This window comes from Microbacterium sp. UNCCL10 (assembly GCF_000746195.1).
GTDB lineage: Bacteria > Actinomycetota > Actinomycetes > Actinomycetales > Microbacteriaceae > Microbacterium > Microbacterium saccharophilum.
The window spans coordinates 1,048,788-1,067,024 of sequence record NZ_JQKT01000007.1 but is presented as its reverse complement, the minus strand read 5'-3'; the positions used below and the strand labels follow the sequence as shown (position 1 = coordinate 1,067,024).

At 67.6% G+C, this 18,237-nt stretch carries 17 protein-coding genes, 1 tRNA gene and 2 pseudogenes; 11 read left to right on the top strand and 9 right to left on the bottom strand.

The annotated features are described in order from the left end of the window. Positions 1-3: 3 nt before the first annotated feature. Positions 4-714, top strand: coding sequence for an SOS response-associated peptidase (locus BR85_RS05355; protein ID WP_028495590.1), 711 nt, complete (start codon positions 4-6; stop codon positions 712-714). Between the two features lie 12 nt (positions 715-726). On the opposite strand, the gene nagE is transcribed toward BR85_RS05355, so the two are convergent. Beyond that, on the bottom strand, positions 727-2,649 hold the full coding sequence (nagE, locus tag BR85_RS05350; protein WP_028495589.1) for an N-acetylglucosamine-specific PTS transporter subunit IIBC: 1,923 nt from the start codon (positions 2,647-2,649) through the stop codon (positions 727-729). 233 nt (positions 2,650-2,882) lie between these two features. Here nagE and BR85_RS05345 point away from each other — a divergent pair, with 233 nt between their 5' ends. From BR85_RS05345 to BR85_RS05330, 4 genes are all read left to right on the top strand, one after another. Beyond that, the gene (locus BR85_RS05345) at positions 2,883-3,371 is read left to right on the top strand and encodes a universal stress protein (protein WP_081782674.1); all 489 of its coding nucleotides are present in this window, start codon (positions 2,883-2,885) and stop codon (positions 3,369-3,371) included. 88 nt (positions 3,372-3,459) lie between these two features. Continuing rightward, the gene (locus BR85_RS05340) at positions 3,460-5,163 is read left to right on the top strand and encodes a sensor histidine kinase (RefSeq protein WP_081782673.1); all 1,704 of its coding nucleotides are present in this window, start codon (positions 3,460-3,462) and stop codon (positions 5,161-5,163) included. Further along, positions 5,160-5,810 carry a response regulator gene (locus tag BR85_RS05335; RefSeq protein ID WP_028495588.1) on the top strand — a complete coding sequence of 217 codons (651 nt, stop codon included), beginning with the start codon at positions 5,160-5,162 and terminating at the stop codon, positions 5,808-5,810. The genes BR85_RS05340 and BR85_RS05335 overlap by 4 nt, the downstream gene beginning before the upstream one ends. Before the next feature lie 44 nt (positions 5,811-5,854). Continuing rightward, positions 5,855-6,418: a flavodoxin family protein gene (locus BR85_RS05330; protein WP_051526166.1), complete on the top strand. Its 564-nt coding sequence runs from the start codon at positions 5,855-5,857 to the stop codon at positions 6,416-6,418. Here BR85_RS05330 and BR85_RS14865 read toward each other — a convergent pair. From BR85_RS14865 to BR85_RS05310, 4 genes are all read right to left on the bottom strand, one after another. Continuing rightward, the gene (locus tag BR85_RS14865; RefSeq protein ID WP_051526165.1) at positions 6,415-6,654 is read right to left on the bottom strand and encodes a hypothetical protein; all 240 of its coding nucleotides are present in this window, start codon (positions 6,652-6,654) and stop codon (positions 6,415-6,417) included. The genes BR85_RS05330 and BR85_RS14865 overlap by 4 nt on opposite strands. 178 nt (positions 6,655-6,832) lie before the next feature. Next, positions 6,833-7,048, bottom strand: coding sequence for a hypothetical protein (locus BR85_RS05320; protein WP_231478575.1), 216 nt, complete (start codon positions 7,046-7,048; stop codon positions 6,833-6,835). Between the two features lie 63 nt (positions 7,049-7,111). Then, complete coding sequence (locus BR85_RS05315) at positions 7,112-7,300, bottom strand: hypothetical protein (protein ID WP_036272499.1); 189 nt, start codon at positions 7,298-7,300, stop codon at positions 7,112-7,114. 690 nt (positions 7,301-7,990) lie between these two features. Then, positions 7,991-8,674: a Crp/Fnr family transcriptional regulator gene (locus BR85_RS05310; RefSeq protein ID WP_028495585.1), complete on the bottom strand. Its 684-nt coding sequence runs from the start codon at positions 8,672-8,674 to the stop codon at positions 7,991-7,993. A gap of 160 nt (positions 8,675-8,834) precedes the next feature. Here BR85_RS05310 and BR85_RS05305 point away from each other — a divergent pair, with 160 nt between their 5' ends. From BR85_RS05305 to BR85_RS15860, 6 genes and pseudogenes are all read left to right on the top strand, one after another. Beyond that, entirely contained in the window at positions 8,835-9,074 is a 240-nt protein-coding gene (locus tag BR85_RS05305; RefSeq protein ID WP_028495584.1) for a heavy-metal-associated domain-containing protein, read from the top strand. A 91-nt stretch (positions 9,075-9,165) separates the two neighbouring features. Next, on the top strand, positions 9,166-11,172 hold the full coding sequence (locus BR85_RS05300) for a heavy metal translocating P-type ATPase (RefSeq protein WP_028495583.1): 2,007 nt from the start codon (positions 9,166-9,168) through the stop codon (positions 11,170-11,172). 107 nt (positions 11,173-11,279) lie between these two features. Next, a complete protein-coding gene (locus BR85_RS05295) occupies positions 11,280-11,705 on the top strand; it encodes a cupin domain-containing protein (protein WP_028495582.1) in 426 nt (141 codons plus the stop codon). Between the two features lie 74 nt (positions 11,706-11,779). After that, positions 11,780-12,685, top strand: a complete 906-nt coding sequence (locus BR85_RS05290; protein WP_028495581.1) for an NADP-dependent oxidoreductase — start codon at positions 11,780-11,782, stop codon at positions 12,683-12,685. 119 nt (positions 12,686-12,804) lie between these two features. After that, positions 12,805-13,416, top strand: a pseudogene (locus BR85_RS15640) (AraC family transcriptional regulator); the annotation flags it as partial. Between the two features lie 17 nt (positions 13,417-13,433). Next, positions 13,434-13,610, top strand: a pseudogene (locus BR85_RS15860) (recombinase family protein); the annotation flags it as partial. A 51-nt stretch (positions 13,611-13,661) separates the two neighbouring features. Here the strand turns inward: BR85_RS15860 and BR85_RS15395 are convergent. From BR85_RS15395 to brxL, 4 genes are all read right to left on the bottom strand, one after another. Beyond that, positions 13,662-14,213: a hypothetical protein gene (locus tag BR85_RS15395; RefSeq protein ID WP_155947957.1), complete on the bottom strand. Its 552-nt coding sequence runs from the start codon at positions 14,211-14,213 to the stop codon at positions 13,662-13,664. Between the two features lie 82 nt (positions 14,214-14,295). After that, positions 14,296-14,368 (bottom strand) — tRNA-Ala (locus BR85_RS05280). 420 nt (positions 14,369-14,788) lie between these two features. Continuing rightward, positions 14,789-16,009, bottom strand: coding sequence for a hypothetical protein (locus tag BR85_RS05275; protein ID WP_155947956.1), 1,221 nt, complete (start codon positions 16,007-16,009; stop codon positions 14,789-14,791). Between the two features lie 10 nt (positions 16,010-16,019). Next, complete coding sequence (brxL, locus tag BR85_RS05270; protein WP_051526162.1) at positions 16,020-18,230, bottom strand: BREX system Lon protease-like protein BrxL; 2,211 nt, start codon at positions 18,228-18,230, stop codon at positions 16,020-16,022. Positions 18,231-18,237: the final 7 nt, after the last annotated feature.

Genomic DNA, 18,237 nt, shown 5'->3' with positions numbered 1-18,237 from the left:
GGCATGTGCGGTCGTTTCGTGGTGGCCAATGTCGGATCCGAGCTCGTGGACGTCCTCCGCGTCGACGTCGAGGGTGAGGACCTCCCGGCGCCCTCGTACAACATCGCCCCGACCGATCGGGTGGCGATCGTCCTCGACTCCGCGAAGAGCGAGCCGCCCGTCCGGCGGCTCGAGTCCGCGCGCTGGGGGCTCGTCCCGGCCTGGGCGAAGGACCCGTCCGTCGGCGTGCGCGCGTTCAACGCGCGCTCCGAGGAGGTCGAGGACAAGCCGATGTTCCGGCAGGCGCTCATCAAGCGCCGCGCCGTGATCCCCGCCACCGGGTACTACGAGTGGAAGACGGAGGACGGCGTGAAGACGCCGCATTTCATCCACCCCGCCGATGGATCGCCCCTCCTGTTCGCCGGTCTGTACGAGTGGTGGAAGGACCCCGGCAAGGCCGACGACGATCCCGCCCGCTGGCTGCTCAGCTTCACGATCATGACGCGCGACGCCGTCGGGCCGCTCGGCTCCATCCACGATCGGATGCCGCTGTTCATCGACGCCGACCACGCGGACGCGTGGCTGGACCCGACCACCGAGAACGTCGGCGACGTGCTCGATGCCGCGATCGACGCGGCTCCGGCCCTCGCCGAGACGCTCGAGTCGTACGTCGTCGACCGCGCGGTCGGCAACGTCCGGAACAACTCGCCGGCTCTCATCGAGCCGGCGAGCTGACCCGGACCCGCGTCACCGGAGGGTGACGCTCGCGTTCTCGTTGTTGAGGACGATGATCGGCGTGATGGTCGACAGCCCCGCCGCGCGGATCCTGGCGGCATCGAACCGGACGAGCGGCGTGCCCTCGGTCACCGTCTGCCCGGCCGTGACGAGCGTCTGGAAGCCCTCGCCCTTCAGCGTCACGGTGTCGATGCCGATGTGGATGAGCAGCTCCGTGCCGTCCTCCAGCACCAGCCCGATGGCGTGTCCGATCGGGAAGACCGACGCGACGGTGCCGTCCGCCGGAGCGACGATCGTGTCCCCTGTGGGCTCGACCGCGATGCCCGGTCCCATCGTGCCGGCCGCGAACATCTCGTCCGGCACCTCCGACAGCGGCAGGACCCTGCCGGCGACCGGCTGGCGCAGCGCGAGGCTCACGGCGGCGGGTGCCGCGACCGCGGTGCGTCCGCCCGACGCCGGGAGGTCGGCATCCGGCGCGGCGGTCACGACGTGCCGGCCCTCGATGATGTCCTCCATGGCGTCCTTGACGAACTGCACGTTCAGGCCGTAGACGACCTGCACCGACTTCCCGCCGGGCTTCACGGTGCCGGCGGCGCCGGCACGCTTCAGAGCGCGCTCGTCGACCTTCGAGACGTCCGCGACCTCCATGCGCAGGCGGGTCGCGCAGTTGTCCAGGTCGGTGATGTTCTCCGCGCCGCCGAGCCCGTCGATGAACTTCGCGGCCGTGGCGTGGTAGCCCGTCGCCGTGGAGGCGACCGTGTCGTCGTCGACGAGATCCGCGTCGTCCTCCCGGCCGGGCGTCTTCAGGTCGAACCGCTTGATGACGAAACGGAACGTGAAGAAGTAGACGAAGAACCAGAACACGCCCATCACCGGAATCAGCCAGGGATTCTGTGCGAGCGGGTTCATCCACTGCAGGACGAGGTCGATGAAGCCGCCCGAGAAGCCGAAGCCCATCCGCACGGGCAGGAGCGTCGCGATCACCATCGAGATGCCCGTGAAGAGAGCGTGGATGACGTAGAGCCAGGGCGCCAGGAACATGAACGAGAACTCGAGCGGCTCGGTGACGCCGACGAAGAACGAGGCGAACGCGGCCGACAGCATGATGCCGTAGGTGACCTTCTTCCGCGTGGTCTTCGCGGTCAGGTAGATCGCCAGGGCGGCACCGGGAAGGCCGAACATCATGATCGGGAAGAAGCCCGTCATGTACTGGCCGGTCACCCCGAAGGTGCCGTCCGCGTTGAGGAAGTTGCTGAGGTCGTTGATGCCGGCGACGTCGAACCAGAACACCGAGTTCAGGGCGTGGTGCAGGCCCAGCGGGATCAGGAGTCGGTTGAGGAAGCCGTAGATGCCGGCGCCGATGGGCCCGAGCGTGGCGATCCACTCGCCGAAGGTCACGAGACCGCCGTAGACGATCGGCCAGATGAACATCAGCGCGATCGCGACGACGAGCGAGAGGCCCGCCGTGACGATGGCGACCGAGCGCTTGCCGGAGAAGAACGACAGCGCGTCGGGAAGCTTCGTGTCCTTGAAGTGGTCGTAGCACCACGCGCCGATGAGGCCGCAGATGATGCCGACGAAGACGTTCTGCACCTTGCCGAACGCCGGGTCGACGTCCTCGATCGTGGCGCCGGTGAGCGTCTGGATCGTGGCGGGGCTGAGCATCGTCGTGACGGTCAGCCACGAGACGAGGCCCGCCAGCGCCGAGGTACCGTCGGACTTCCGCGCCATGCCGATGGCGACGCCGATGGCGAACAGCAGCGCGAGGTTGTCCAGCAGCGCGCCGCCGGCCGCCGCGAGGAACGCGGAGACGACGTTGTGGTCGCCGCCGTTGGCGCTCTTGATCCAGAACCCGATGCCGGACAGGATCGCCGCGACCGGCAGCACGGCCACCGGAAGCATGATCGATCTGCCGAGCCTTTGGAAGAACTTCATGGACTCTCCAACCCGAAGGGATGACGCGCCCCGGGGGCGCCCACGACTGGGAGGCTACACACGATCCCGCCCGTTCACAGGAAGCGTTCAGGTGCGTCGCCGGTTCGCCCCGCGGCGGCGGCGTGGACCGGTGCCGTCTTGGCGACCGCCCTCGCGGGACCTTCGACCCGACGGAGCGGGGGCCGCGCGACGCAGAGTGGCAGGGAAGACCGACCTGCGAGAAGGGACACGCCATGAGCGAGCACACCGACACGGACCGGATCATCGTCGGGGTCGACGGGTCGCCATCCTCCATCGCCGCGCTGCGCTACGCGGCGCGCCTCGCCCGTGTGCTGGACGCTCCGCTGGAGGCGATCACGACCTGGGTCTACCCGCCGTACGTGGACTACGCGCTCCTGGGCGACTGGTCACCGGAGGAGCACGCCCGCGCCGCCCTCGACGAGGCGGTCACCGCCGCCTTCGGAGGCACGCCTCCCGAGCGGTTCACCGCGACCACCCTGCCCGGGTCGCCGGCCGACGCCCTCATCGGGGCGAGCAAGGATGCGCAGATGCTCGTCCTGGGCAGCCGCGGCCATGGCGGGTTCGCGGGTCTGCTGCTCGGCTCGGTCAGCAATGCCTGCGCGGCGCACGCCCGCTGCCCGGTGCTCATCCTCCGCGCCGACGTCGCCGTCGAGGACGACGGGTCGGCGCCCGGACGTCACGCCGCAGCCGCACCGGCGTGAGGTCCGAGGGCCGCGGGGGCGCGTGAGCCCCCGCGGCCGACCTCGTGCGCCGCCTTCCGCCGCGTCTTCCACCGGTCGTACAGTGACGGTGACGGTGGCCGAAGGGGGCGGGGTGGGCGGAGCGGAGGCTGCGACGGCTGCGGAGGACCAGCCGCCCGTGGGACTCGTCCTCGCGGCGGAGGATCGACTGCGCGCCCTGTTGGCCGCGACGCAGTCCGTCGTGCAGCCGTTGGACCTTCCCATCGTGCTCCGCCGGATCGCGCGCGCCGCCGCGGACCTCGTCGACGCGGAGTACGGCGCGCTCGGGGTGATCGCCCCGGATCGCCACGGCCTGGAGCAGTTCGTCTACGTGGGGATGACCGATGCCGAGGCGGTCCGCATCGGCCATCTTCCCGAGGGCCACGGACTGCTCGGCGCGCTCATCACCGATCCGGCATCCATCGCCCTGCCGGAGATCTCCTCCGACCCGCGGGCGGTGGGCTTCCCGCCGCACCATCCGCCGATGCATTCCTTCCTGGGCGTGCCGGTGCGCGTGCACGGCGAGGTGTTCGGGAACCTCTACCTCACGAACCGCCGGCACGGGAAGTTCACCGACGAGGACACGGCGCTCGTGGAGGCGCTCGCCACGACGGCGGGCTTCGTCATCGCCAACGCCCGCCTCTTCGCGCAGGCGCGAGCACGGGAGGAATGGATGACGGCGGCCGTCGAGCTGTCCGCTGCCCTCCTGTCCACCCCGCGTGCGGCCGCGCTCGACCTCCTCGCGACGCGCGTGCACCAGGTGGCAGGCGCCGACCGCGTGGCCGTCCTGCTCGTCGCCGACGACGACGGGTTCCTGCAGGTCGCGGCGGCGCGGGGATCGGACGAGGAGAGCCTGCGCGGCGCGCTGCTCGCAGAAGCGGACACCTTCGCCGGCGCCGTGATCCGGGATGCGCTCCCCCGCGTCGCGGAGGACCGCTCCGGCCCGGCAGCGGACCCGCTCGTGGTGCGCGCCGCCGGTGCGGCGGGCCCGGCGATGGCGATCCCGCTGCGCTCCCAGACCCGGCTGTGGGGCATCGTCGCGGTCGCGCGTGCTCCCGGTGCGGCAGCCTTCACGCCCGCCGACGTCACGGCCGCCGCGGAACTGGGCGCGCGCGCCAGCCTGGCCCTCGACCTCGCCCACGCCCGCGAGGGGCAGGAGCGGGCGCTCCTCGCCGACGAGCGAGCCCGTATCGCCCGTGACCTGCACGATCACGTCATCCAGCAGCTGTTCGGCGCGGGGCTCACGGTCCGCGCGGTGGCCGGCGCCCTCGAGCCGGGGCCGGCGGCGGATCGCCTCGACGCCGCCGTCGGCGAGCTCGATGACGCCATCGCGCAGATCCGGACGGCGATCTTCGCGTTGTCCGCCCGGGATGCCGACACTCTGCGCCACCGCGTCATCGATGTCGTGGCGGGCCTGTCCAGCCACATGTCGCGCCCGCCCACGGTGCGCTTCCGCGGGCCCATCGACCATGCGGTCGGCGGCCGGCGCAGTGAGGATGTCGTCGCCGCGGCACGGGAGCTCCTCAGCAACGCGGTCCGGCACGCCGACGCCGATCGCATCTCGGTCGAGGTCACCGCACGCAACGGCTGGCTGACGGTGCATGTCGCCGACGACGGCGATGGGATGGGTACGCGGACGCGCCGGAGCGGACTGCAGAACCTGCAGGACCGCGCGCAGCGCCACGGAGGCGACCTGCACGTCGAATCGAGCAGGGCGGGCACATCCGTGCGATGGTGCATACCGATGACGGCATCCGAGACGAGCGCGGGATGACGGAGATCTTCCTCGTCGACGATCACGAGGTCGTCCGCCGCGGCATCGCCGACCTCTTGCGAATGCAGCCCGATCTCGTCGTCGTCGGCGAAGCGGGCGATCTCACCCACGCGCTGCGCCGGATCGAGGCGACGCGTCCGCATGTCGTCGTCCTGGATGTCCGCCTGCCGGACGGGAGCGGCATCGACCTCTGCCGCACCATCCGCTCCCGGATGCCGGAGGTCGCGTGTCTCATCCTGACGGCCTACGACGATGACACCGCCATCTCCGCGGCCGTGCTGGCGGGAGCGGCCGGGTACGTGCTCAAGGACATCGCGGGAAACCGGCTGGTCGAGTCCATCCGCGCTGTCGCCGCGGGAAGGAATCTGCTCGATCCCTCGATGGTGCGACGGGCGAGCACGCGCATCCGGGAGAGCGCCGCCGACCCACGGCTCGGATCGCTGGGGCTGCGGGAGCGCCAGATCCTGAAGCTCATCGCCGACGGGATGACGAACCGCCAGATCGGCGAGACGCTGGGTCTGGCGGAGAAGACCGTGAAGAACTACGTCTCGTCGCTGCTCAGCAAGCTGGGTCTCGATCGGCGGACCCAGGCCGCCGTGTTCCAACTCGAGCACCGGGACGAGAGGCCCACGATCGATCCCGAGTGACCATAGTCCCCCCGTGGCGCCGTCCGCCGGCGGAAGGTGAAGCCATGACCACCAACGAGCCTTCCACGCGGGTGACGGCGACCATCGTCTTCGAGTCCATGTTCGGCGCGACGCGCCGCATCGCGGAGGCGATCGGCGCGGGCCTCCGGTCGGCCGCCCACGTCGAGGTGGTGCCGGTGCACGATGCGGGCGGGCTGGCGTCCGCCGACCTGCTGATCGTCGGTGCGCCGACGCACGCCCATGGGCTGAGCCGCCCGCAGACCCGCGCGGACGCGGCGAACTGGGTCGCGCGGGCGGCGTCGCACCTGCACCTCGAGCCGTATTACGACGGCGACGGCGTACGGGAGTGGCTCGCGGCGGCGCCGCTCCCGGCGCGCGGCTTCGCCGCGTACGACACGCGAGCCGACATGCCGCGGATCTTCAGCGGGTCGGCCGCCGCGGGCATGGACAAGCGGCTGCGCAAGCGCGGCGCGGTGCCGCTCGCGGACTACCGGAGCTTCCTCGTCGACAAGGACAGCGCGCTCGTGGCGGGCCAGGTCGAGGAAGCCGAGCAGTGGGGGCGCCTCCTGGGCGCGCGGCTGCTGGAGAGCGCGGACACCCGTGCCTAGGCAGCCCGCGACGGCCAGACCCCGAGAGCCAGCAGGACGAGGCCGATCTCGAGGCAGCCGATGCCGAAGTACAGCGCCTGCAGCGCGCTGAAGGGGATGACGACCATCTGCACGAAGATCCAGAGCAGGCACGCGTAGCCGGCGACCACGGCCGCCAGCGGAGCCCAGCGCCGGCGGCGCAACCACGCGACGAACGCCAGGGCGTGCGTCCCCCCGATGCCGACGACCAGGAGCATCCCGGGGACGAGGTAATCTCCGAACGGGCTCCCCTGCAGATACTCGGCGGGCGGGACCAGGACGGACGACGCACCGGACAGGCTCCCCTACATCAGCGTGACGCCGCCCGCCGTCGCCGTGAGCGCCGTGAAGGCCGTCAGCACGAGCAGCGTGCCGCGCACGCCGCGCCGTCCGACCTCACGCACCGAGCCCCGCCAGAGCGAGGTAGATGAGGTAGACCGGCCACACGGCCGCCTGGAGGAGGCCCAGGACGACGCCCCAGAACGTACCGCCGGACTGGGAGACGAAGTAGATGGCGGCGCCGATGTACGCGAGCAGGAAGAAGAAGCCCCAGGGGCCCGCCTTCTCCACGACCCGCACGCTGCGGCGCCCGCCGGCATCCATGGTGTTCATGCCCCCACGATGGCCCCGCCCCGCTGCGTACGGCGGGCCGAACGTCCCGCGTCGCGCGGGTGATCAGGTCCTGCGGCGGCGGGCGACCCCGATCCCGATGAGCACGAGCCCGATGAGCAGCACGATCGGCCCGATCGTCGCCCACAGCGACGAGCCGCTCATGGCCGAGCCGCCCAGCACGTTGAGACCCTGCAGGGTCCAGATGAGCCCGACGAGCACGAGGATCGCGCCGGCGACGAACCACGCCCACATGCTCTTCACGCGCTCACCTAGTCCGAGCGGACCGGCGTGGGCGATGGGATGGGCGATCCGCAGGAGCGGGTGTGGCCGGCGGGACGGATGCGCCTCATGCGCCACACCCGTCACGCCCGATCCTGTCGTTCGCTCGCGAACGCCGCCGGAAAACACGAAATCCCCGGGGGAACCGGGGATTGTCGTGGACCTAGCGGGAGGCTTGTCGAAACTTGCCCCGCCGCTGGCCCGCTTGAGTTTGATGCATCGCGCGATCCGTCTTCGTGCGCGGCGTGGTGTCCGTCGCGAGGAGTCTTACGTCCGACAGCAGGCAAGGGTCAGCGGTGAGGTGCTCCTTTCGGCAGAGGCTCAATACGCGGCCGGTGAGACGCTGCGCACGATAGCCACGGAGGTCGGCGTGAGTCGGCAGCGGCTGGCGTCACTGTTGCGCGAGCGAGGTGTGCGTCTTCGTCGCACCGCTCCCTCGGATGCGGAGGTTCAGGAAATGGTTCGGCGGTATGCCGACGGCGAGTCTCTCGAACGCGTGGGCGCACGCGTCGGATTTTCGGCCGGCACTGTTCGAAACCATTTGATCGCTGCGGGGGTACTGCTCCGCGATCCACAAGGGCGTGAGCGATGAGTCCTCCCCTCGACCCTGCTCATGGCTGTGCGCCTTCGCCAGCAACAAGGGCGGGTGCGAGCTTCAACCGATTACCGAGGTGTGGCGACGCGTTCCAGTGCACCGATGTCGACAACCGTGACGTCTCGGCGCCCGTGGAGTTCGATGATCCCGGAGGCGGACAGCGCGGCGAGGCGCCGGCTCAGGGTTTCCGGCGTGGTGCCGAGGTAGGCGGCGATGTCCTGCTTCGCCATCGGCAGCCGCACGGTGCGCACTCCGTCTCGCATGCCGCCGGGCAGATCCAGCAGATACGCCGCGACGCGGGCGCTGACATCGCTGGAGGTGATGGCGGCCAGCAGCCGCTCGACGGAGGAGAGGCGGTCGGAGAGGGAACGCAGCATTCGCTGACTGATATCGGGGTAGTCGCGCAGCAGGGCCGACAGGTCTGCGTGGTCGAAGACGCACATCCGGCTGTCTTCCAGCGCGACGACGAGGTCGTTCGGGCGGTGGCCGGTCAAGAAGGCTCGTTCCCCTACGACATCACCGTCGGTCACCGTACGCAGGATCTGTTCTTGGCCATTGGCCGCTGTGTGGCTGACCTTGAGCTGTCCCCTGTGCATCACCAGCAGACGCGAGACCGACTGTCCGGGCCCGGAGACGGTCTCCCCCTTTTGCGCGCACATCGGGCGGACAAACTCCGCGACGCGCAACTGCTCCTGGTGGGTGAGTCCTTGGAAGATCGGGACGCGGGTGACGCACAAGTCGTCCTCGGGCATTTCCCAAGCCTATCGCACCACGGCGGGGCGCGACCTGGGACTTCGCCAGAGAGGCCTCGGCAGGTATGCGTCCGAACTTGATCTATGTCAAGGAGTTCCGGACGCCGCGAACCTATCGTGAAGCTGTCAGCAAAAAGTACTACCACGAGAGGAACCCGCAATGAGCACCTCCACCCCCACCACTACACGCACCGTCCTGAGGGCCGAGGGATTCTCCTGCCCGTCCTGCGTGGCCAAGATTGAGAAGCAGGTCGGCCGCCTCAAGGGTGTCGAGAACGTGAAGGTCCACTTCGCCTCCGCCCGTATCGAGATCGACCACGACGCCGAGCGCGTCTCCGTGGATGACCTCGTTGCAGCCGTTGCCAAGGCCGGCTACAGGGCCGCCCCCTCGGCTTTCTAAGAGCCAATGCTGCGGGCGGCTCGCGCCCATCCTTCCCTCATTCCACTCTGCCGGTCCGCCGGCACTGGCCGCAGAAAGGTCGTACCCGAAAGTGAACAGGCTCCAGAGATGGGTCTATGGGAACTGGTCGGTTCCCGTCGTGTCCGGCGTGCTCATCATCATCTCGTTCGCCGTCCAGTGGCTGGCCGGCGGTGCCGGCAACGTCACCGTCGGCCCCCAGTGGTGGCTCGACGCCGGCGCCCACGCCACCCACGCCAGCGAGGCGTTCAGTCTCGGGGACGTCTTCATGATCGCCGCGGCCGTGGTCGCCGGGTACGGGATCGTGGTGAAGGCGGTTCGCGCGCTGCTCGCCAAGGTCATCGGCATCGACCTGCTCGTGTCGGTCGCGGCCATCGGCGCTGTCCTCATCGGCAACTTCTGGGAGGCCGCGGCGGTCACGTTCCTGTTCGCGATCGGTCACGCCCTGGAAGCTGCGACCCTGAACAAGACACGCTCGGCGTTGGCCGAACTCGTCGCCGTCGCCCCGGATTCCGCGATCGTCGTGCGCGATGGTGAGCAACAGGAGATCCCTGCCGGGCAGGTGAGAATGGGCGAGATCGTCCTGGTCAAGAACGGCGCGAAGGTGCCCGTGGACGGCCAGATAGTGTCCGGCACCGGGGCCATCGACGAGGCGTCCATCACCGGCGAGTCCATCCCGGTGGAGAAATCCAAAGGCGGCCAGGTCTTCGCCGGCACCGTCTCCCGCGGTGGGTTCCTGCAAGTGCTGGCCACCGGCATCGGCGCGGATACCACCCTGGCCCGCATCATCCACCGCGTAGAGGAGGCCCAGGACGCCAAGGCCAAGACCCAAGCGTTCATCGACCGTTTCTCCCAGTGGTACACGCCTGCTGTGATGGTGCTGGCGCTGGTGGCCGGGCTGATCTCCGGTGACGTGGTCCTGGCCCTGACCCTGCTGGTCATCGGCTGCCCCGGCGCCCTGGTCATCTCCATCCCGGTCGCGATTGTGGCCGGCATCGGCCGCGCCGCCCGCAACGGCATCCTCATCAAGGGCGGCGAGTTCCTGGAAACCTCGGCGAAGATCTCGGCTGTTGCCGTCGACAAGACCGGCACGCTCACCGAGGGCCGTCCCCAGCTGACCGACGTCGTCGTCCTGGACTCCGCGCTGAAGCGTACCGAGGTCTTGCGCTGGGCTGCCGCGGCGGAGGCCGGCTCCGAACACCCGCTGGCCCGTCCCATCCTGGAAACCGCTCAGGCCGAGGGTGTGGGCCCGCGGGGCATTCCCGGCACCGTCACCCCGGTCCCGGGCAAGGGCATCGTGTCCGACGTCGATGGCCGCCTGGTACTGATCGGGAACCCGCCGCTGCTGGAGCAGTACGGGATTGCCGAAGCCACCATCGCCCGGGCGACGCAGGCCGCCCACGACCTGGCTGCCGATGGGAAGACGCCCATGATCGTAGCGGTCGACGGGTCGGTGGCCGGCGTCATTGCCGTAGCCGACCAGATCCGCCAGGACGCACCCGAGATGGTCGCCGGCCTGCACCGGGCCGGCGTCGAGAAGGTGGTCATGCTCACCGGTGACACCCGGCTGGTGGCCGAGGCCATCGGGAAGGCCACCGGGATCGACGAGATCCACGCCTCCCTGCTGCCCGAGGACAAGCTGGATGCCGTCTCCGATCTGCAGAGGCAGGGGCACATCGTCGCCATGGTCGGGGACGGTGTCAACGATGCCCCGGCTCTCGCCACCGCGAACATCGGCGTGGCCATGGGCGCGGCAGGCTCAGCCGTGGCCGTGGAGACCGCGGACATCGCCCTGATGGGTGACAACCTACTCAAACTGCCCGAAGCCATCGGCCTGGCCAAGCGGACCGTGTCGGTGATGCGGCAGAACATCGCGATCGCCCTGATCACCGTGGTGCTGCTACTGGCGGGAGTCTTCGCCGGCGGGGTGACCATGTCGATCGGCATGCTCGTCCACGAAGCCTCCGTGCTGGTGGTCATTGCCAACGCGATGCGACTGCTGCGCAATACCCGAGGCACCACGACGATGCCGAAGAGTGAGCGGACCACAGGAAAAGCGGCCGAGCAGGTAGCCGCCTGACCCACATCCTGAGACAGCGAGCGCCGCCCCCGGACATCGGGCCCCTCGAAGATTCAAGACACCGACGCGAACACCGAAATCAACAAACGAAACAGAGGAGACAGACCATGAGCGAAAAGAACTTCACCCTGGGAGACAACGTCGAGCATTTCACCATCGCGGACGTGGCCAGGGACAACCCCGACTTCCGGAAGGTGCTGTGGACCGGTGAGCACGCCCAGATCGTGGTCATGACCATTCCGCCCGGCGGCCAGATCGGGGACGAGGTCCACGAGCACACCGACCAGATCCTCACCTTCGTCTCCGGCACCGGAGAAGCTGACCTCAACGGCCACACCCACCCCATCGACGCCGGTGACCAGTGCGCGGTACCGGCCGGCGCCCAACACAACTTCCGCAACACCGGCGAGGAGCCACTGGTGCTGTACACCATCTACAGCCCACCCGAGCACGCTGCCGGCGCCGCATTCGCCACCCGGGAGGAGGCTGACGCCGCCGAGGCCGCCGGGGAGGACGAACCGCCCCGGCCCTGACGACCACCGCCCCGAAGACCCACCCCCGACGCGATGACACCCCGCCCAGTCCAGATCAGAAGGAGATTCCGTTCATGCCCAAGGTTTATGTCTTCACCGACTACGGCGGACCCAAGACGCAGCAGCTGATCGACCGGCCCGTTCCAACGCCCGGACCCGGAGAAGTGGCCATCGAAGTCCGAGCCGCCGGCGTGAACCCGGCCGACTGGAAGATCCGGGAAGGCCAGCTGGGCCGTCACTGGAGCCTGCCGGCGCCGATGGGACGTGAAGCCGCCGGCGTGGTCACTCAGGTCGGCGAGGGGATCGAAGACTTCGCGGTCGGCGACGAGGTGCTCGGCTTGGTGGCACCCGGACAGGGTGGGATGGCCGAGCACACCCTGCTGCGCGCCTCCACGACTGTGGCCAAGCCGGAGGAGATCTCCTTCACCGACGCCGCCACCATCCCGGTGGCCGCAGCCACAGCATATGACGCTACCCACCAGATCGAACTCGAACCAGGCCAGACCCTACTGTTGCTCGGTGCCGGCGGCGGGGTGGGATTGATGGCCGCACAGATCGGTCGCGTGCACGAGTTCACGGTCATCGGCGTGGCCAGTGCAGCCAAACGGGACCTGGTCGAGTCCACCGGTGCTACCTTTATCGACTCGGGTCCGGGCGTGGCCGACCGGGTGCGGCATGTCGCCCCCGACGGCCCCGACCTTCTCGTCGATCTCGTCGGCGGGGATGCGCTGCGCGCCGTCGCGGACCTGGTGTCAGACCAGACCCGGATCATCTCCGCAGCCGACCCGGGTACCGCCGCCGAGCTGGGCGGCCTGGCCCTGGCACGCACGGACGAGGCCATGGGAAAGATCACCGAGGTGATCCAGTATGGGCTGGTTGATCCGCACGTGAACGCCCAGTTCGGCCTTGATCAAGCAGATCAGGCGATTGCCACAGTGGAGAACGGCCACGCCGCCGGCAAGATCGTCGTGGTGCCCTGAGACGAGACTGCGATGTCTGCTGGCCCTGCACGGAATAGGCGACACTCCGGCTCCGGGTTATCCACGGCGCGGTGTAACGACGCGCGACGGTGACCCGGACGGTGCGGGCGCGTGACGGGATGGGGATCAGATGTTTCTCCCCGGTGCTTGCCCGCACACGGTCCATCCACACTCCCATCTCTCCCATCGCCTACGACTGCGTCAAGTTGATCTTTGTGCGCTCGGGCTCTGCGATCCTGCTCAGCGAGTTCGGTGAGAAGCCGGTTGCCGTCGGCAATGCCGTGGCGTTGGGGGCAAACACTCTGTGCGGGAGTGAGCCCGAGGGCTGGGTCACGGTCACCACGCTGTACCTCGACCGTGACTACATCATCGACCGGGTGTTCTGGCAGCACGCCGCGTTGCTGGCCGATCGGTTGGATGCCCAGGGCTTCGCCGACGAGCTGTACGCCGAGCCTGCACAGATACTGCTCCTGGGTGAGGACCGCGCCGGGATGCTGATGCCCTGGCTGGACGAGATGGTCGCGCTCAGCATCGATGGACCCTCGCCGGAGAGCTTCTACCGGCTCCAGGCGCTGCTGTTCGCAGTGCTGGATGTGATCGCCCCCTTCGTCAAGACAACTCCAGTACGACGAACGCAGTCCCAACGGTTGGCGATGCGGTCCGGCTTGCCCCACCACTGCCGGTTTGCGCCCTTGCGTGCCGAAGCCCGCGAGGCCGCCGGACTCCTGCGCACCGCGAAGCGAACCCGGTGCGGTATTGCATCATCAACAAGGTCGACAGACTCGCTCGCAACCGACTCGATGACGCGATCATCCACTCGACCCTGCGCGGAGCCAACATCACCCTGGTCTCTGTCACGGAGAACATCGACGAGTCCCCTTCCGGCATGCTCATGCACGGCATCCTCGCGTCGATGGCCGAGTTCTACTCCCTCAACCTGGCCCAGGAAGTCCTCAAAGGGATGACGCAGAAGGCCTCAATCGGCGGCACCCCGACCAAAGCACCGGTGGGCTACCTGAACGTGCGCACCACCGACGCCAAGGGCAGAGAGGCCCGCATCGAACGCGACTACAGCGCCAACGGTCTCAGCGATGAGGAAGCACAGCGCGTCAGCCAGGTCCTGCACCAAGTGTTCACCCAGCTCGAAGCCTCCAGCGACGATGAACGCGCCGTGCTCACCGCACAGCGCGACAAGCTCGAAGCCGAACGCCTCAAACTCGTCCAAGCCCACTACGCCGACGCCATTCCACTCGACCTGCTCAAGGTCGAACAGGACCGCATCCGCACCAGCCTGGACGCGATCACCAACCGGCTCGACAGCCTCGCGACCACCTACCACAACGCTCACGAGGGACTCGATCAGATCGTCGGTGTCCTCACCGACCTCGGCGACCTCTCCAGCAAGTGCGAACCTGCTGAACGCCGCATCCTCAACTGCGCGCTGTTCAAGCGGATCATCGTCGACGAGGACGAACAGGTCACGTTCGTGCCAGCCGAACCGGCGGCCGCTGTCCTCGCTCAGGAGCACCGGGGCGAGACGCCCCAACCGGCCCCGGACGCGAAACTGCCCCGCCATCAGGCGGGGCAGGTTTCGAATTTCTCAACTTACGTGGACCTGAGGGGACTCGAACCCCTGACCCCCTGCATGCCATGCAGGTGCGCTACCAGCTGCGCCACAGGCCCAAGCTGCCTACGCATGTTCCCAAAATCCCCGGAATCGGGCCCCTCGGCTTCACTCCAGCGGTCGTGACTGCCAGCATACGCGACTGGCTTAGAGGGTTCTGGACGGCCTTCGAAGACTCTCGAGGTATCTGAACTGTCGAGTAAGTGACTACAGCTCAAGTCAACCCGGCAGCGCCCGTCCTCTCGTTGAACCATGCGTTGTCAGTGACGTCGCCCCAGACCGGAAAGCCCTCGCCGAACCGCTCTCACCCTCGATCTTGCCTCGTCGCTGTAACCATGCGCGCGAGGGGCGGGTGAGGGCACCGTGAGCTCGGGCAGCAGACGCACCACGACCGATCCGCCCAACGGACCAATGAATCGGTCGGAGTTCGAGCAAGCGCGGGTGAGCCCGTGAACCTCTGGCGACCCATGATCTGTCGGTTACCGACGAGCGCGTTCTGCGATGCGGCTGGCGGCGGCAGCCCAGTCCTCGAAGCCCTTCGTGCCAATCCGGATGACCTCGGGGTCTCCACCCCTGACGGTGGCGGTCGCATCACGGGTGATGTAGATGTCGCAGTCCACGGAACCCAGACGGTCCACCAGCAGCCGTCCGCCACCGAAGAAGTAGCCCAGGAACGGCTCACTCGCTGCCAGGTAGAGCAAATCAGCCCGCGCACCAGCGATTCCCGTGTCGCCGATGTGGAGGGTCCACTCGACACCGCCAGCTATGGCGCCTGGAAGGCCCATTGACCACCACTCTTGCCCGAACGCGTCGGCGAACTCCCGACCGACAGTCCATAGAAGTTTGGTGTCCTCGACACTCGAACCGCTCTCGCGTGCGCGTCGGACGGCACCCCACTCCGATTGGGTCATGATCGAGGCGAAATCGATATAGACGCGCAGCTTCTGCCACCTTGTCGAGGTCGAATGGTCAATCGACTCAGGCGTTGGTTCGGGGGCGGTGTTCTCGCCGATGCCAGAAGCCTCGACGACCGCCAACGCGAGTTCTTCGATCTCCCAGTCGTGGTCACGAAGCGTACGCAACGCTTCGAACACGGATGCCCCGGCGCTTGCGCTGGATGGGATGTGGAGTTGGCCGGACTCATCGACCATCACGGTGGCGATACCGTCTCTGGCGACGAGCCATAGCGGTTCGTGCCAGTACTCGGAACGTGCGGCGAGTTCTCCCTCGCGATACTGGCCTCCCAGCATCTCGACGTACGCGTCCACCGCCAGCGCGATCGTGGGAAATAGCTCCTGGAGCGCGAACACGGAGGCAGGATCGCCGTCGTCCCCGATGAAGCGCGCCGCCTGCACCGACCACGACGGCCCCAGAGCGACGAGAGCGCTCAGCAGTTCGTATACCGCGGTCTTCGGTGTCAACTCCGCATCTATGTCGGCGGGGCCCCACTCCAACGCCCAGTCGATGGCTTCAGATGGAGGGATCACGTCATCCCAATCCAGCGTGGATACGCCCGACTTGCCAGCGAGGGTCGGGCCAGGATACTCATCGAAGTGCAGCGCGGGCCCGGTCGCACCGTCATGCACAACGAGGTGCCAATCCTCCCCCGGATGCGCAATCCAACTGATGGTCAGCCAGGGCCGCGTTCGAACCAGTCCTGCCGCACAATTCCAGGCCATCCGAAGCGACTGGTAGTCCAAGACTCCGGTCTTAGACACCATCGCCCCCGTCTCGATCCGCAGCGTCAGCGACCGCGATCTTCACGTAGTGGATGCTGAATGCCGAGCCGACGAGACGGAACTCCTGACGACTCCGCCCGAAGTCGAAGGGGTTGTCGCTCGGCTTCTGCCAGATATCCAGGCCCTTCCCCAGGTCGATGCGCCAGCCATGGTCGGTCTCAACTCGGCGGTCGTGGATCGTGTCATCGAGTCGCACCGCCAGTCGGACGCCGACGGCGTCGGATGCGTCCTTGATCGATTTGAGCATGAGCAGCTGGGTGTGCTTGTACTCGGCTTTCGGTTCTTCGGTGGTGACGAGTTCGAGGTCGATCTCGTCGGCCTCGTCCTTGGCTACGGCGAGCAGACTGAGCAGGTCCGCAAGGTTGCGTCCCTGATGCGGAAGGCGGATATACGGGTCCGTGATCGTGATCCTGGCGGCACCGCGAAGGTACGGAAGGAGTATCTCTTCGTATGAGACGCCCCTCTGGCCGGCGGTGAAGTCGCGGTGCCCCGGCGCCAGCGCCGAGGTCGGGGCTTCCTGCGGCCCCTTCTGAGGAACCGAAGCTGCAGCAGGCGATGACGCAGGACTCGCGGACTCACGCGTCGCCGATCCCAGGCTGTCAGCCGATTCTCCATCACTGTGGGACGCGGCATCCCAGTCTCGCCGATACAGCCGCGGGTACTGGCTCTCTTCGAGGGTTGCAACGTCGTGCCACACACCCACCTCGTCGGAGTACCGGAAGTAGACGGGGGTGTCGCGCATCGTGGCGTCGATCCGCAGAATCGAGTCCTTGACTCGTTTGCGACCCTCGATCGCAAACTCCAGCAGCCCGCGCACCTCGTCTTCTGTCGCCTCGCCCGTTGGGTGCACAAGCTTCATCAGCCCCGAGAAGGTCTTGCGGATGCCGTCCTGGTCTCGCGTCGACATCGACTTGTCCAGGGTGAAGTAGAGCTTGTGCTTATCCGAGAAGTCCTCAGAGCGCTTGGCGCGCAGGATCTCGGCGAGGTAGTCGACGACGAAGCCGTATCCGGTAGAGAACATCTCCGATCGGATCGGCGCGACCTCCCATCCTGGGATGTAATGGTGGACGCGGTCGAGCCACGCAGGGTCACGGTAGGCGTCGGGCAGCTCGTCGAACAGGTCGCTGTTCTTGAGCATGTAGGGCACGGTGTGCGTCGTGTTGCCGATGAAGGCCATCGAAGCCTCGGCACCGTAGATGCTGGTACCTCGCGAGAAGGACTTGTTCGCGAGGTAGTTCTTCATGACGTTGACGAGGTTCTGGTCGGCGCGACGGTTGGCTGCGAACTCGTCGAAGGCAACGCAGTCCCAGTATCCGACCAGGCCGATGCGGCCGCTGGCATTGTTCACGAAGAGCTTGGCGACGGTGACCTCGCCACCGGAGATAAGGATTCCGTTCGGGGAGAACTCGCTGAACGTGTGGGACTTTCCTGTGCCCTTGGGCCCGAGCTCGACGACGTTGTAGTTGCGTTCGACGAACGGAATCAAGCGGGTCAGGGCGATGAGCTTGCCGCGCTCGCTGAACTGCTCGGGGTTGAGGCCGATCGACTGCATGAGCAGGTCGATCCACTCATCGGTTGTGAACGCCTTGCGGGCGTTGTAGTAGTGGTCAGTGTCGACGCCGGCGACCTGGATGGGCTTGAGCTTGTCGAGAATCCACGGCACGACGCGCTGATCGTCGGAGTGGAAGTACTCGATGTCGCAGATGCACCAGACGCCGCCGACGAGCAGCTTAGGGTTCTGCTTGACCGTGAGGTCGTCGATGATGACGCCCTTGATCTGGAGGTTCTCGAACTCGGCCTCGTGGACGTCGTTCTTCTCGTTGAGCGTGACGGTGACCTTGTCGATGACGCGATGGTGGCCCTTGCGGCGGATCTCCGACTTCACGAGCATGTGCTCGTTGCGGTTGACGTAGTGGGTCGCGAGGATCTGGCGCACGCTGTCGATCCCAGCTTGGATCGTCGCTTCGTCATCGGATGCCGCGTACTGGCCGAGCAGGTACTCCAAGACATATGACGGCACCACGGCGTTGCCGCGGACCGCGTTGACCAAGTCCTTGCGGACGACGGCGCCGGCGAAGTGCTCGTTGATCTTGTCATCGAGTGCGGACTTGGTCGGCGATGCATGGGTTGCCTCGGCGGCAAAGACGTCGATCTCGTCGAGCGCGTCTTCGAGGTTGGTCATGGCTCTC

What these genes read in the sequence shown, in the direction of transcription:
- BR85_RS05345 (WP_081782674.1), top strand. Translation starts at nt 2,883, where the DNA reads ATGAGCGAGCACACCGACACGGACCGGATCATCGTCGGGGTCGACGGG.
- BR85_RS05310 (WP_028495585.1), bottom strand. Translation starts at nt 8,674, where the DNA reads ATGCCCGAGGACGACTTGTGCGTCACCCGCGTCCCGATCTTCCAAGGA.
- BR85_RS05295 (WP_028495582.1), top strand. Translation starts at nt 11,280, where the DNA reads ATGAGCGAAAAGAACTTCACCCTGGGAGACAACGTCGAGCATTTCACC.
- BR85_RS05330 (WP_051526166.1), top strand. Translation starts at nt 5,855, where the DNA reads ATGACCACCAACGAGCCTTCCACGCGGGTGACGGCGACCATCGTCTTC.
- BR85_RS05290 (WP_028495581.1), top strand. Translation starts at nt 11,780, where the DNA reads ATGCCCAAGGTTTATGTCTTCACCGACTACGGCGGACCCAAGACGCAG.
- BR85_RS05355 (WP_028495590.1), top strand. Translation starts at nt 4, where the DNA reads ATGTGCGGTCGTTTCGTGGTGGCCAATGTCGGATCCGAGCTCGTGGAC.
- brxL (WP_051526162.1), bottom strand. Translation starts at nt 18,230, where the DNA reads ATGACCAACCTCGAAGACGCGCTCGACGAGATCGACGTCTTTGCCGCC.
- BR85_RS05305 (WP_028495584.1), top strand. Translation starts at nt 8,835, where the DNA reads ATGAGCACCTCCACCCCCACCACTACACGCACCGTCCTGAGGGCCGAG.
- nagE (WP_028495589.1), bottom strand. Translation starts at nt 2,649, where the DNA reads ATGAAGTTCTTCCAAAGGCTCGGCAGATCGATCATGCTTCCGGTGGCC.
- BR85_RS05335 (WP_028495588.1), top strand. Translation starts at nt 5,160, where the DNA reads ATGACGGAGATCTTCCTCGTCGACGATCACGAGGTCGTCCGCCGCGGC.
- BR85_RS14865 (WP_051526165.1), bottom strand. Translation starts at nt 6,654, where the DNA reads ATGCTCCTGGTCGTCGGCATCGGGGGGACGCACGCCCTGGCGTTCGTC.
- BR85_RS05315 (WP_036272499.1), bottom strand. Translation starts at nt 7,300, where the DNA reads ATGTGGGCGTGGTTCGTCGCCGGCGCGATCCTCGTGCTCGTCGGGCTC.
- BR85_RS05320 (WP_231478575.1), bottom strand. Translation starts at nt 7,048, where the DNA reads ATGAACACCATGGATGCCGGCGGGCGCCGCAGCGTGCGGGTCGTGGAG.